This window comes from Aeromonas sp. ANP5, from assembly GCF_963870295.1.
Taxonomy (GTDB): Bacteria; Pseudomonadota; Gammaproteobacteria; order Enterobacterales; family Aeromonadaceae; genus Aeromonas; species Aeromonas veronii.
The window spans coordinates 18,402-33,805 of record NZ_CAWMRY010000037.1 but is presented as its reverse complement, the minus strand read 5'-3'; the positions used below and the strand labels follow the sequence as shown (position 1 = coordinate 33,805).

Sequence of the window (15,404 nt, the reverse complement as noted above, 5' to 3'; positions counted from 1 at the left end):
CCGCAGCGTCTGCACCGTACCGGCGCTGGGGGATAACATCCACATTTCTGGCAACAATTCATCGCAACAAATAAGCGCCAGTCACCCGAGGGCGGCTGGCGCTGGTGATCATATCTTTAAACGACCGTCATCTGGCCGGCATAGAGCACGAAGTAGCGCAGCAGCAGGATCCCCACAAGTGTCAGGCTGCAGACCAGCACCAGATGGCCGTTTCGCTCCCGCAGGGGCGCCGGGGTCAGCAGGGCCAGCAGCTGGGGCACCAGCATGCCGACCCCCACCACGCCGAGCCAGAACACCTGAGCCCAGAAGCCGCTGCCGATGGCCGCCCACATCGCCACCTCTTTCTGGCCGCCACCGAAGTAGAGGCCGGTAAAGAAGCAGACCAGCAGCAACACCTCTACCACCAGCACCGGCCGCTCGAAGCGATGCACGAAGCTCACCCCCTGGCTGTGATGGTTCTCCTTGAAGAGCGTCACCGCCAGCAAGATGGTGGAGGCGATGCCGGAGCTGATACCGGATACCAGAAACAGCACCGGCAACACCGGGTTGTTCAAGAGCGGATAGGTCTTGAGCGCCGAGAGCAGAAAGCCTGTGTAGGCCCCCAGCAGTACGGCGAGCAGCAACAACAGCGGCGCCAGCAGCCGCTCGATGCGGGCGAGCCAGCCAATCAGCCCATCCACAAAAGCGAACTTCTCTTTCAGCAACCGGTGGCGCATGGTCTCGATCTCGGTGCGAAACACCACCGCCAGCCAGGCGAACAGCACCGCCATATAGAGCTGAAACAGCATGACCCCCATCGACATCACTGAGTCGAACTGGTAGTGGAACATCAGCTTCCAGAAGGTCCAGGGGCGGGCCAGATGGAAGATAAGGATCAGCAGTCCCAATATCACGCTTGCCGGCGCCAGAATGGCAGTCGCCTTGATGATGCCGCTCTCGCTGCCTGCTCCCTTGCGGCGCAGCAGCACCGAGAGGGTGGTGGCCCCGGCGGAGATGCCGAGCAGAAAGAGATAGATAGCGATCGGCCAGTCCCAGACAAGTGAAGGGAAGTGAAATGCGTCATGCAACATGATCCATTCCTCCTTCTGTTGCTTCGGTAGATGGCGATCGGACAAATCCCCAGACAAGAGAGGGGAAGTGAAATGCCGCTTGCATGGTCATGACGTTATCTCCCCTTTGGGCACGCGGTACATCTTGGGGGAGGTGCCGAGCGCCTGCTTGTAGCGATAGGTGGTCTCCTTCACCAGCCGTTGGGAGATGGGGCTGTCCGGATCATCCAGATTACCGAACACCAGCGCCTTGGTGGGGCAGGACTCCACGCACGCTGGCTCCTTACCCGCCGCCAGGTTGGTCTTGCGGCAAAAGTCGCACTTGTCGGCAACCCGGGTCACCGGGTTGATAAAGCGCACCTGATAGGGGCAGGCGGCGAGGCAATACATGCAACCGACGCAGAGATCCGCGTTGACATCGACGATGCCATCCTCCTTGCGGATATGGGAGGCGCCGGTCGGGCAGACATGCACGCAGGGGGCGTTGTCGCAGTGCTGGCAGGACTTGCGAAAGAAGCGGTACTTGGCGTCGGGAAATTCACCGACCGGGCCTGAGCGGATGATCTCGAGGCGCGAGACCCCTTCCGGCACCTTGTTGACCTCCCGGCAGGCGTCCATGCAAGCGGTGCAGCCGATGCAGGCCGTCTCGTCGTGGATCATGCCATAGCGTATCCCGTCGATGGTCTGGCTGTGGGCGAGGGGGGTGGCAAGGGAGCGAGTCGGCCCCGTCATCATGATGAGGGCCCCCGCGCCCATGCCCGCCATAAAGTCACGGCGAGAGCAGCTCATGATGCCTCCTTGCCGGTAGCCGATTTGGACTGCTCCTGCCGGGCCTTGCTGGCCTCATGTTGCTTGCTGTGGCAGTCGATGCAGAGCTTGATGCGGGATTTTTCCGGGATCCCCACCATGGGCTCCTTGGCCGGATGCAACTGGTGGCAGCTGGTGCAGGTGAGCTTGGTGGCGTGCACGTCGTGGGCCCAGAGCGCCTCGCGCAGTGGTTTGGGCTCGTGGCAGCTCATGCAGACTCCATTCTGCTCGCTGATGGGATAGCTCTCGGTGCTTTGCTTGTTATTGAAGCTGTCGCTAAAGCGCATCACATCCTTGACCCCTTCCCTGTGCTGTGGGGAGGGCTGGCCGTGGCAGTTGGTGCAGGTCACCGGTTTAAGGTTGTTGGGATTGGTCGCCTGACCATGCTTGCCGTGCATTCCCTCGCTCTGCTCCTTGTGACAGTCGGTGCAGGCCTTGTCGGGATTGCGTAAAAATTCCACCTCATGTGTAGCTGGAACAGGGGCTGCAACCGGCTCGGCCGCCTGACCCTGCAGGCTGGTGAGCAGCATGGCTGCCATCAGCATCAGTCGTAAAAAATCCATCGTTAAATCACCCATAGGAAGCCTCCATCCGCTGCGGGCCTGGTCTGGCCGGACCCGCAGGCGCCGTTACTGTGCCAGCCGTCCGGCCGCTTTAGCCTCGGCATCCCAAGCGGGGACCGTGGTCTTGAGGAACTGGGCCTTGTCGCTGTTGAACTGCTTCATATCCATGCCAAGGGCCGCTTGCGCTTTCTCCTTGGTGGAGATGTCGGGGATGGCGATTTCGTGGCTGATCCCCTTGCTGGCCAACAGGCGCGCCAGCTTGGTGCGGGCGTCAGCGGCTTTATCCAGCGCGCTGCCAAGTACCTTGAGGGCCACTTCGGGGGCGTGCATCTGCACCCCGTGGGAGGCGATGGCGTAGTCCCAGCGCCACTGGGCGTGACGGATGTCCTGCAGAATATCCTTCATCTCTGCCTCGGTGGCGCCGGCATCCCAGGCCGCCTTGGCTTCATAGTGGGCGTGTACCAGCTGCTTCTCGACCTTCAGCTTGGTCTCGATCACCGCCTCTTTGCGCTGTTTGACAATCCCTTGCAGCATCTCCTTGCTCTGGGTGTGGCAGTTGCGGCAGGTCTGCTCGAAGCGATCGAAGGGGTTACCCACCTTGTGATCGGTGTAGACCTTGCCCTGCTCGTTCTGCACCTTAGGCATGTGGCAGTCGACACAGGCGACGTTGTTCTGGCCGTGAATGCCAGCGCGCCAGGTTTCGTACTCGGGGTGCTGGGCTTTCAGCATGGGGGTTTTGGAGAGGGCATGAGTCCAGTCGGCAAAGCCGATTTCATCGTAATAGGCCTCCATCTGCTCCACAGTGGTGCCCTTGTCCCAGGGGAATTTGACCGCCTTGGTGGGGCCGCTGAAGTAGTACTCCACGTGGCACTGGCCGCACACCTGGGACTGCTGATCAAAGCGCCCCTGATCCTTGAACGGCTTGCCGATGGCGGTCATGGCCCGATCGGCATAGGGACGGGAGAGGTGCAGGGCCGGTTTGCCCTCCTTGAACTCCTTCGAGGCGGTGTCGTGGCAGTCGGCGCAGCCGATGGTGTTGACTACTTCCGGCCCGCCTTTGGCCCACATCCCCTTGAAGTAGCCATCCTCACCCTTCTCGTTGATAACGCGGGCCACATCCGGGCCTTTGCAGCTCCAGCAAGCCATGGGCAGGGGGCCATCTTCGGCTGTTTTCGGGGCGCCGGTACGCAGGGTTTCCCGTACATCGGTCAGCGCATAGAAGTGACCGCGCGGCTTGTTGTAATCCTTGGCGAAGGGGTAACCGCCCCACAGCACCACCATATTGGGATCTTCCGCCAGCGCATCGGTGCGCTCCTTGCTCTCGCTGGTGGCTTGCCAGCTGGTGAACTGATCGGCGTGCTCCTTGGCGAACAGCTCGCTGCGCGCCTCGATCTTGCCTTTGGGTTGCGTGTCATCGGCTGCCTGCGCCCAGCCGCTGGTGCCGAGGCTGGTAGTCAGCAGCAGGGCGGTGAGGCCCAGTTTGATATGCCTGTGTTGTGAACCCACGTTTATCACTCCCAGATAAATGTTTTGGTCTCGTCTGACCCGTTCCATCTTGGTGTGGATCTTCCCCCCGTCGGGCGGGGTGGGCAGACATTCGCTTGCGGGTGAATAAAACCGCGCAATATATGATTGCTCGAGGGTTACCCTAACAAATAGGTAAATTTAATGATGATTTATCGGAGGGAGAGTTGTGCCAGATCAATTGGTGCACAGGATTGATCGCTGAAATGAGATCTGGATTAAATTTTATGGAAACTCAACTTCTTGTTAACTGCCGAGCATTCGATGGCAGGAGTTTGAACGGTACAGTTGCGTACTGGCACTTTTTGCTGCTGATCCTGATTGCTGCCGTATTGTTCACAGATTTTGGCAATGACTTATGCTAATAACTGACTCAATATGCAAATTTTTCGGTGTTGTTGTATGAACTGTTGACCTTCGGATTATGATCCATTTATTGAAGCTGCAGTGGATTTATCGTCAAACGACAGAAATAGTCACATGGAGTCTGATAGACCTGTTAATAAAGGTGATGGGATTAGGGTCATCCAAATCTCATTTCATTTAAAAAGGCCTGTTAGATGCATAATCTTGTAAGTTATGGCCATTTTATGGCAATCATTGTCGAAAATAGCGAAAAGACCCACTTAGTCTGGTGCGGTATGATTATTGAACAGACAAGTACCCTCTAGGTACTGATGTTGGTGGTTAAGGTTTTGCTGGAGGTTGTATGGCTGAGTTGCAAATTGAAAAGTACACGGTGATCTCCCAACTCGAGGGCTCCGTGTTTGTCATCAGTGCAGATGGATCTGTCATACGAGCAAAGGTGGGGATGGCATTGCAGCCGGGGGACCGCCTGCAAACTGCCCAAGGGGGCCACTTTCAACTAGCCGAGCCGGGCAGTGATCCTGCTGGTGAGCAAGATATGGCCGCCAAACCTGAGCCCGTGACGCCTGCTGCTGATGGACAACCGACCGATCCGGAACTGGCCTCGTTGCAAGAGGCGATCCGTCAGGGTATTGACCCGACCGAATTGTTCCAGGAGACCGCCGCCGGTAACGCAGCCGCTGCGGGTAATATCGGTGGTGTAGCCGGTTCCAGCTCGGGTGGATTTGTGGTGGTCGATCGTACCAACGATGCCACCCTGGCCGAGGCCGGTTTTGATACCGACCATGCGGTGCAACCTGTCGGCGATGAGCTGCTGTTTTCAGAAGAGCGCGATTTCTTTGCCGCCATCACCATCACCGAACCCCAAACCAGCGACAACATTATCAACGCCGATGAAGCGGCTGGCGTCATCATTCGTGGTGTGGTGGATGATGTGGAGGTAGGCCAGCCAGTCACCGTCACCCTTATCGATCAGGAGGGCAATTCACTGACGGTGACGACTGTGGTACTGCCCGGCTTGGTGTGGGAAGCCAATTTTGGCGATGTGACCGGCAAGCTGGTGGATGGCCCGTTGCAGATTGTGGCCAATACCCAGGATCAGGCGGGCAACAACGCCAGCGATACCGGACAGACTCTGCTCGATACCATCACCACCATTACCCTCGATCTCGCCGATGAGAGCGACACCGGCGCCAGCCAGATCGATGATCTGACCCGCGACAATACCCCGCTGCTGCAAGGGAAGGGGGAGCCCGGCGCCACCGTAACCCTGAGCCTTGGCGGCAGCGTGCTCACCGTCCTGACGGTGGATGCCGCCGGTAACTGGCAATATCAGCTGCCGCAAACCCTGGCCGATGGCCAGTACCAGTTTCAGGTCAATTCCGTGGATATTGCCGGCAACCGCGCCAGCGATACCCTTGTTATCAATGTCGATACCCGGGCCTTCATCGATATCGATGATCTCGATACCACTGCCCTGTTTGGCAACAGCAGCGCCACCCTGAGCGGTTCCACCAGTAATGTGGAAGCGGGTCAGAGTGTCATCATCACTCTGGTCGACAGCAATGGCCAGCCGCTGCTGACCACCTCGGCACAGGTGGGGGCCGATGGTCGCTGGCAGGTATCAGGTCTTGATCTCTCCGGTATCAATCAATCCTTTGAAGTGCGTGCCAGTGTCACCGATCTGGCGGGCAACAGCGCCAGCGATGGGGCGCCGCTGATCGGTCAGAGCGAAACCCTGACGCTCTCCGAAGCCGGATTGGCCGATGGCCCGATCACCGCGACCGGCAGTCTAAATACCGGTGCTGGCCAGGATGGCAATCTGCAAGTCCAGTTTGCCGCTGATCAGAGTGCCTTGGAAGGGCTGGGGCTCGTCAGCCATGGTGCGCCTCTTGGCTACACCATCAACGGTCAGACCCTGACCGCCAGTGCTGGTGGGGCGACTGTCTTCACCCTGACCCTCAACAATGACGGCAGTTACCGCATCGTCTGGAGTCAAAGCCTGGATCACGGTCAGGACGCGTTGCGCCTGCCATTCAACCTCGAATATCGAGACAGCGACGGCGATCTGGTGAAGGCGCCGCTGGTGATCAATCTGGTGGACAGCAATCCGCCCAGTTTCGAGATCCCGGCCATTCCCCTGACCGAAGATGCCTTTACCAACGGCGCCGCCGTGGTGGGCGAGAGCAGCTTTGTGGTCAAACACACCGCCGATCCTCTGCTGGTGGATTCGTTGGTGTTCAGCAATCAGAGCAACACCCTGACTACCCTCAACGGATCGGGTCTTGCCAGCGATGGTCATCCGCTGACCTTTGAATTTGCCGATGATCGCACCTTGGTGGGTTACTACCTGGATGGCAGTGGCCAACGGGTGGAGGTGCTGCGTGCCGAATTGAATGCGCAGCAGCAGGGCAGCGATCTGGTTGGTCGGGTGGAGGTCACCCTCACCGGCCCGCTGGATCACAAGGGCAGTGACAGCCTCTCCCTCGGCTTGCAGGTGAGCGCCAACGAGATCGATGGCGACAGCACCAGCGCCAACCTGACCCTGAGCGTCAATGATGGCAGTGATCCCGTATTGGGCGTCGACAAGGGGGTCGCCCTGCAAGAGGGGGGCAACCAGAGCATCGATGGTCAGCTGCCGGTGACGGTGGGCAGCGATCGTCTGGTCTCCCTCAACTTTGAGGCGAGCCAGCCGGCTTTGGCGGGGCTCACCAGCCAGGGCAAGGCGACGACTTACGAGGTTCAGGACAACCAGCTGATCGTCAAGGATTGGCAGGGCAAGGCAATCCTCACCGTTACCATCGGACTGGATGGCAAATACAACGTCTCCCTGACCGGCGTGTTTGACGAGCCGGAAGCGACCAACAGCCTCAATCTTGGCCTGAAGGTACAGGGTTCAGATTTTGACGGCGACAAGAGCAATCTCGGCACCCTCAATATCACCATTACCGATGGCGCCTTGCCGCAGGTAGACCCTGTCTCTCTCACGCTCACCGAAGATAGCAACTGGCAGCAAGGCCAGACCCTTGACGGTGATCTGACTATCACAGCGGGCAGCGATCCGCTGGCCAGCATCACCTTCGATGCCAATCAGCCGGGGCTGCAAGGGTTCACCTCGGGCAAGCAGGCCGTGATCATCACGGTGGCCGACCATCGTATCGAGGGGCGTACCCCAGATGGCAAGCTGGTGTTTGAGCTGACCCTCGGTGACGATGGCAAATACAGCTTCACCCTCCATCAAGCGCTGGATCAGGGCAGTGCCGACAGTCTGCTCAAGGCGGGCTTTACCCTGCTCGACAGCGATGGTGACAGGGTCTCCTCCACTATTACCGTGGCGGTGGGTGATGGTGCCAATCCGACCATCTCCGCCGTGACCGGCACCACCATCACCGAGATGGCGCAAGGGGAGACGGCTGCCGTCAGCACCATGAGTTTCGCGGTCGCGCACGGCAGTGATGCCCTTGACCCTAACTCCCTCGGCTTTGATATCGCCACCATTCAGAGAACCCTGACCGGACTCACCAGCCACGGCAACCCGGTCACTTTCACCGTCGATCCCGCAACCGGCCAGCTGGTCGGAACTGCCGGTGGCCAGGTGGTGCTGCGCGCCGAGCTGAGCCTGGTCGATAACAACGGCAACTGGAGCGTTACCGCCAAGGTCACCCTGAGCGGCGAGCTGGATCATAAGGGGAGTGAATCCCTCAACCTGCCGCTGGCCGTCACCCTGGCTGACAAGGATGGCGATCGCATCGGTACCACGCTGCCGCTCACCATTGCGGACGGCAAGGCGCCGAGCTTTATTCCGGGCACCGGTGTGACCCTGGATGAGGGGGACCTCACCGGCAGCAACAGCCTGAGCCAAACCGGTCACTTCGATGTGCAAGCCGGGTCGGATCGGGTGGTCGAGGTGGCCTTTGCCGATGGCAGCCAGCAACCGGCGCTCACTGCACTTGGCCAGCCCGTCAAATACGAGCTGGTTGATGGGGACCCCGCCATCCCCGGTAGCCAGCTGATCAAGGGCTATGTGATGGTGGATGGCCAGCGGGTCGAGGTGTTCGAGGTCAAGCTGATTGGCAGCCTCGATCAGGCGGGCAAGAACGGGTTTGACTATCAGGTCACCCTCTATCAGGGGCTTCATCAGGGCGGCAACGCCGTGACCGAGCTCCCCATCAAGGTGATCATCAACGACTACGACAAGGCGGGCGGCAACAACGACAGCACCAGCGGCACCCTCAATATCCAGATTGGGGAAGGGGAGAAACCAACCCTCACCCTGACTGGCGTCACCTTAAGCGAAGGGCGCTTCGATGGCGCCAACTCGGCCGTGGATGACCAGCAGGCGAGCGGCAAGATCACCATCAAGGCTGACTCGGATCCGGTGACTGATGTGCGACTGACCTTCTCCGGTCAGGTCATGGATGCCAGCGGCAAGCCCATCACCCATAACGGCGAAACCCTGACCTGGAAAGCGGTTGGCACCGATGGTCACACCTTCCAAGCGGTGACCAGTGGCGGTCTGGTAGTGATGACGGTCTCCATCCCCACTGTCCCTGCCACCATCGCTGCTCACACCAGCGCAGAGATCGGTTATCAGGTAACGGTGCATACCAACCTGGATCACGGGGCGGATAACAAACTCAACCTGACCTTGCCGGTAGAAGTCACCGACAGCGACGGCAGCAAAAATCAGGGCACCGCCACTGTCACGGTGACTGATGGCATCAACCCGATCATATCCGCCATTGAACCGGTTCGGGTCGAGGAGTCTGATCTCGATGCAGTGAACGGTCAGCATCCGGGGACCACACCAGCAGAGAGTGGAGAAACCGATAGTGGCAAGGTGACCATCACAGCCGGTTCGGATCGGGTTGCCTCCCTTGAGCTGGATGTGGCTGCATTCAATCAGGCCAATCACCTCATGTCGGGTGGCAAAGCGGTTACGCTGGCTCCACACAGCACCGGCTGGTATCTGGCTACGGCCGAGGGGGGCAAGCCCGTTTTCTGGGTCCACCTCGATGTTAACGGCAGTTACAGCGTCCATCTGGTAGGCCAGCTTGATCACGGTGCACAAGGCAAGGATGAGTTGACCATCGAAGTGCCGCTGTTTGTCACCGATCACGATGGCGACCGCAGTCCGAACGTCAGTGTGACCGTGACGGTACAAGATGACATGCCTATCGGCACTGTGCTGGCTCATACCCTGAGCGAGGGGAGCAGTATCGTGACCGGCGATCTGCTGCCTACTGCCAATGAAGGTGCGGATGGTGCCCGTGTCGAGTCGATTACCATCAATGGCCAGACGTACGCCATCAATGGCTCTTTGATACAAGATGTGATGAGCCCCGATGGCAAGCAGGTGATGGGAACCCTGACCATCTCTGCCGATGGATCCTACTCCTTCAAGCCTGCGGCCGGTTTCAATCACGATGCAAGTCAGCTCAGTCAGGTGGTGACTACCCATCTGGTCGATGGCGATGGCGATCGTGCAGACAGCACACTGACCCTCAATCTGCAGGATGAAGCGGTGCGCTTTACCGTTAGCGCAGCCATTGGTAGCGAAGATCAGGGGGCGCAAGACCCGAGGCTGGGTATCCTTATCAACATGCAGCTCGATATTGGCGATTTCGATCGCGGTGAGCATGTGGATCAGTTGCTTATCCAGGCGCCTGCCAATGCCCATGGCACCTTCTATTACAACGGCGTAGCGCTGACCACTACGGCTGATGGCAAGTGGTTTATCGTGCCGCCCGCGGCCATGGTGACCAGTGATAATGTTCATTACACCACTCAGGGGGTGACATTTGTGCCTTCAAGCAACTGGTCGAGCTGGAGCAATGGCGGTCAGCCGCTGCACTTCCAGGTGCAACTGCAGGTCGGTGTCACCGAAGGGGCGGCACCTGCGGCTGTAACGGGGGATCTGGCTGTGACGGTACGCGGTGTTGCCGACAAGCCGATGTGGGACACAGCCAACACCACTCGCCACTATGACACCAATGAAGACAGCACGGGTATCAAGCTGGACGTCAAGGCGAGCCTGACTGATACCGACAGCTCCGAGACGTTGACCTATCAGATCAAGCTGGAAGCGGGCAAGGGAACCCTGATGCTCGACGGAGTCGAGCTCAAGCCAAATAGCAGTGGCATCTACACCGTTTCGGCAGGCAACATCAACAAGGTAACTGTGGTTCCGGGCAAGGATTTCAGTGGTGACATCAAGCTGTCGGTGACGCCGATCAGCACCGAGAAGAACCCGATCGCTCCGGGCCAGGGTACGGCGCAGGGAGACAAAATTGATCTGGTGATCAATGTCAATCCGGTGGCCGATGACGCCAAGCTCACCGTGCGTGACATTCAGGGCAAGGAAGACACCCTGCTCGATCTGGGCAGCAAGATCGCCCTTGCTCATCTGGGTGACAAACTCGATGGCTCCGAGCAGATGTTTGTCCGCATCAGTGGCCTGCCTGACGGTGCAACCTTGTTGCTGGGTGGTTCCGCCGTTGCACAGAACATAGCCGGTTACTATGAGGTTCCTTTTGATCGGATTGGCGAACTCAAGCTGCAACCGCCGAAAAACAGCAACGTCGATTTCGACCTGACCATCAAGGGGGTGGTGAAAGACACGGCGACCTTGACCGATGCCAACGGCCAGACCCATACCGTGGTGAACGAAAAGGAGACCGGCTCCCAGACCCTTCATGTGGATCTGGTGGGGGTGGTGGATCAGCCCCATTTCGAGCTTGGCAATACCGGCTGGGAGGTCGAGGGGACAGGCTATGCCACCACAGTAGGTGAGGATGGACGGGCACCGCTCAACTTTACCCTCACCTCGGGCGAGTGGGTCGATACCCCGCATGACACTTCCGAGAGCCTCAACGTGGTGCTGCAAGGGCTGCCGGAAGGTGCCCGGGTCTTTGATGCCAATGGCAAAGAGCTGACTCTTACCTTTGCCGGACTCGACGCCCATGGCAAGCCGACCTATCAGGTCGATGTCTCCGATTTTGGCAACCTGCTTATTCAGCCGCCCCATAACAGCACGGCGGATTTGAACCTGATCGCCAAGGTGGTGGTGACCGAGAACGATGGCGACCACAAGAGCTTCGAGGTGCCGCTGCATATCAAGGTGGAACCCGAGATTGACGCCACCGACTACAGCAAGACCAGCCATGGCCTGGAAGATCAGTTCACCGTGCTGGACTGGCATCCGACCCTTACTGACGGCGCCGAGAAAGTCACGGCGCTGAGTCTCTCCGGGGTGGAGGATGGCTACCAGATCTGGCTGCGAGTCGGCGGTGTCGAGAGCCAGCTGACCGTGGTCAGTGGCAAGGTCACCCTGACTGCCGCCCAGCTCGACAGCCTGCTCAACGGGGGACAACTGCTGGTGAAGGCGCCGGAGGATAGCGATCGGGATACCAATATCCAGAGCCATGTCACCGTGACCCAGCATGATGTGGATTCGGGCGCGGTGGCCGAGAAGGTGATCGATGGCAATCTGCATGTCGATATCCAGGCCGTGGTGGAGCCCGATGGCGTGCTTACCCAGAGCGGTGGACCTCTCGTGGGGCAGAGCGGTGCTGATATAGACCTGACTGGACGCTTCGTCTTTACCGACCTCGATCCCTCGAGCGTGGAGGAGATCGACTATCTGGTGATCAACCTGCCGGTGTTGAACGGTGGTGCAGGCGATCAGTTCGTGGTGGTTGGCGGTATCAACAACGGTAACGGCAGCTGGATCGTGCCGGCGGGCAATCTCGGTAGCTTCAAGCTGCATGCGCCGGACGGGTTTGTCGGCAAGGTCGAACCGATCCGCATCGATGCCATGGTGATCGACCGGGGCGATGATGGCGATGCCAGTGCCCATGTCAAAGTGAGCCTGGAAACCAGTGCCGAATTTGAGAACCAGCCAGTGACGCCCAAGACACCGGCGGCGACTGTCGATATCGACGACAGCGCCGTGCTGGTGGGCAAGGAGGATATCCGGGTTGATTTTGGTCAGCAGCTCAAAGGCGTGATCCATATCGGCGCCGCCGACCAGGCGAGCGACGAGGTGACCATTGTCCTCAAGGGATTGCCGGCGGGCGTCACCATCAGCGGGGCCGAGTACAACATCTCGACCGGTGAATACGTCATCAAGGTGCCGCCGTCACTGGCGGGCCTGGAAGGGTTGACCCTCGGCTTGCCGCAAGACTTTGCCGGTTCGCTGAATATCGAGGTGAAGGTGGTCAACACGGATACCGCCAGTGGCGACATCAAGGTCGACAGCAGTACGGTACGGGTCGATGTGGCCCCCGTGGTCGATGTGAATGGTGGTCGTGGCGAGCATCCGGAACTGACACTGACCGTGCAGGACACCAACCAGGACGGACAGCCGGACAATCTGGAAGATACCCACATTCACCTCGACTTGTCGGTCAAACTGGCCGATATCAGCCCCTCCATCGCGGGCGGCGGTCTCGAAACCGTTGAGCGGGTCACCATCACGGTGGATGCGAAATATGGTTACTTCCTCGATGGCAGCGGCAAGCCGGTCAACATTCTGGTTGTGAGTGATATGGCGGCACTTAAGGATTTGGTGTTTGTGCCCAAAGAGCATTTCAGCGGTCAGGTACCGCTCGACATCAAGGTCGATATCGTCGATACCGCGCTGGTCGGCGGCCAGCAGGTGACTGACAGCGGCAGCTGGAGCGGGCAGGTCGGCTTTGAGGTGAGACCGGTCAACGATCCGGCCCAGCTCTCGGTGCATAGCGTCACCGGGAGCGAGGATGGCACGGTCAACCTTGCCGGATTTGGCGCAACCCTAATCGATAACGATGGCTCGGAGCAGATCGTCGCGCTGCAGATCAAGGGGGTACCGGATGGCTTCACCCTGTCGGCTCCGGCGGTCAACAATGGTGGCGGCGTCTGGCAGGTACCCGTGGGGACCGATTTCTCCAAGCTGACCCTGATCCCGCCAGCTGACTTCAGCGGCACCGTGGAGCTGTCACTCAGCGCCTTTACCCTGGACAAGGGGCTCACCATTCCCCTCGAAACCAGTGGCAGCTTTACCGTCACCGTGACGCCGGTAGGGGATGCCCTTATCGCCGATATTCAGGATCAGGCGAGCGGTACCGAGGGGGATGTGATCACGCTGGAGCTGGGGCTGGAGACCCGGGATTCCCAGCCAACCGGCGGCAGTGCGGGTAATGTGCATGAGAACAAGCACGAGCAGGTGCGGGTCACCATCGAAGGGGTGCCTGATGGTGCCGAGATCCGCTTGCCAAATGGCGTGGCGGGGACGGTTGTTGATCTGGGTGGCGGTCGCTGGCAGGTCACTACCGAGGGCGGCAAGCTGGGGGCTGTCGAGCTGGTGACCAATGATGCCAACGGTGCACTGGATCTCAAGATCACCGCCCAGAGCCTCGACAACGGCGCCCTCGGCCCCGAGGTCAATGGCACCATCCATGTGGAGGTGAGTCCGGTCAACGATGCGCCAATCAACGTATTGCCAACGGCTCCTCAGGTCGCGCAGGAAGATCAGCCTTTCGTCATCCACGGTTTGCAGGTGAAAGATGTGGACGCGGGCAGCAGCCCCATCAAGATCACCCTGTCGGTGGAGCATGGCACCCTGACGTTGCCTGCTGGCAGCGGCGTGACGGTGGTCGGCAACGGCACCGGTTCGCTGGTGCTGACCGGCACGCTGGCCGATCTCAATGCCTTGCTCTCTGGTGGGGTGACCTATCAGGGCAACAGTGATTTCTACGGCAATGACGCCCTGACCATGGTCACCAACGATCAGGGGAACACGGGTAGTGGCGGGGCACTCAGCGATACCGATGTGCTGCCCATCGAGGTGCAGCCGGTCAATGATGCCCCGGTCAATCAGCTGCCTGGCAGCATGACGGTGAAGGAAGATGGCTCCCTGTCGCTCTCCGGCGTCAGCGTGAAGGATGTGGATGCAGGCAGTGCGCCTGTCTCCATGGTGCTGCGGGTCGAGCATGGTGTGCTGACCTTGCTGGGTGCAACCGGTGCCGTGATGGTGCAGGGGGCGGGTACCAGCGAGATCACTCTGGTGGGGTCGCTGGCCGATCTCAACCAGTTGCTGGCAAGCAACCTGCACTATGAACCGGCCACAGATTTCTGGGGAGAGGATACCCTTACCGTCACTACCTCCGATCAGGGCAACAGCGGTGCGGGCGGTTCTCTGAGCGACACCGATCAGGTGACCATCACTGTCACTCCCGAGCCGGATATGCCGGGTCTGACGGTGGATCAGCATGCGTTCCATGCCTTGCAGGGGGCCGTTATCCCCCTTGGCATCAACGCCAGCGTGGTCAATCCGGCCACCGGTGAGCTCTCCATCCGCATCAGCGGCCTGAATGGGGCGCAGGTGCAGGATGAGCATGGTCAGAGCATCGGTCATGCCGATAGCAATGGCGACTGGCTGATCCCGGCCGATCACTCGGTTCCGCTCTACTTCAGCGGTTTTGGCGATGGTGACCATGTGCTGGGGATCAGTGCCGAGTCGAATGTCGGCGGTTCAACCGTCAGTACGCCCCTTGAGACCATTACGGTGCACGGCCAGAGTGGTCATGAGCTGGTCGGTTCCGATCAGGGGGATTGGCTGTTTGGCTCCTCTGGCGATGACCGTCTATTGGGGGGGCATGGCAACGACATTCTCACCGGCGGGGCTGGCAGCGATCTCTTCGTTTGGCAGCACGGGGACGAAGGGAGTCAGGGGCAGCCCGCCATCGATACCATCACTGACTTCCATCCGGAACAGGGGGACAAGATCGATCTGGCTGACATGCTGCAAGGGGTCACTGGCAATGGTGTCGATGATCTGCTCAAGCATCTCTCCGCCTCGGTGACCACGGGGAGCAATGGCCTGAGTGATGTGAATCTCTCGGTTTCCCCCGCGGGTGATGGCCAGATAACTCAGCAGATCACCTTGAAGGATGTGGACCTGACCAGCTGGAATCTCACCAGCACCTCGTCCCACGATATCCTGCAGAGCATGCTGGAAGATCAACATAGCCTGATCATCCAGCACCCCTGATAGCGTGCGTGAAGCGTAAAAAAGAAGAGCCGGCAATTGCCGGCTCTTTGTTTATCTCTGCGT

Annotated in this window: 5 protein-coding genes; 1 reads left to right on the top strand and 4 read right to left on the bottom strand. The window is 59.5% G+C overall.

The genetic code is table 11. The features are described from left to right. Positions 1-116: 116 nt before the first annotated feature. From nrfD to nrfA, 4 genes are all read right to left on the bottom strand, one after another. Positions 117-1,070, bottom strand: coding sequence for a cytochrome c nitrite reductase subunit NrfD (gene nrfD / locus AACT07_RS18130; protein WP_069529325.1), 954 nt, complete (start codon positions 1,068-1,070; stop codon positions 117-119). 87 nt (positions 1,071-1,157) lie between these two features. Next, positions 1,158-1,838 carry a cytochrome c nitrite reductase Fe-S protein gene (nrfC, locus tag AACT07_RS18125; protein ID WP_069529323.1) on the bottom strand — a complete coding sequence of 227 codons (681 nt, stop codon included), beginning with the start codon at positions 1,836-1,838 and terminating at the stop codon, positions 1,158-1,160. Next, entirely contained in the window at positions 1,835-2,434 is a 600-nt protein-coding gene (nrfB, locus tag AACT07_RS18120; RefSeq protein WP_069529321.1) for a cytochrome c nitrite reductase pentaheme subunit, read from the bottom strand. Before nrfB ends, nrfC begins: the two co-directional genes overlap by 4 nt. Before the next feature lie 51 nt (positions 2,435-2,485). Then, complete coding sequence (gene nrfA, locus AACT07_RS18115; RefSeq protein WP_445206775.1) at positions 2,486-3,925, bottom strand: ammonia-forming nitrite reductase cytochrome c552 subunit; 1,440 nt, start codon at positions 3,923-3,925, stop codon at positions 2,486-2,488. Positions 3,926-4,652: 727 nt separating this feature from the next. On the opposite strand from nrfA, the gene AACT07_RS18110 reads away from it, so the two are divergent. Beyond that, complete coding sequence (locus tag AACT07_RS18110; RefSeq protein WP_069529319.1) at positions 4,653-15,341, top strand: retention module-containing protein; 10,689 nt, start codon at positions 4,653-4,655, stop codon at positions 15,339-15,341. Positions 15,342-15,404 lie beyond the last annotated feature (63 nt).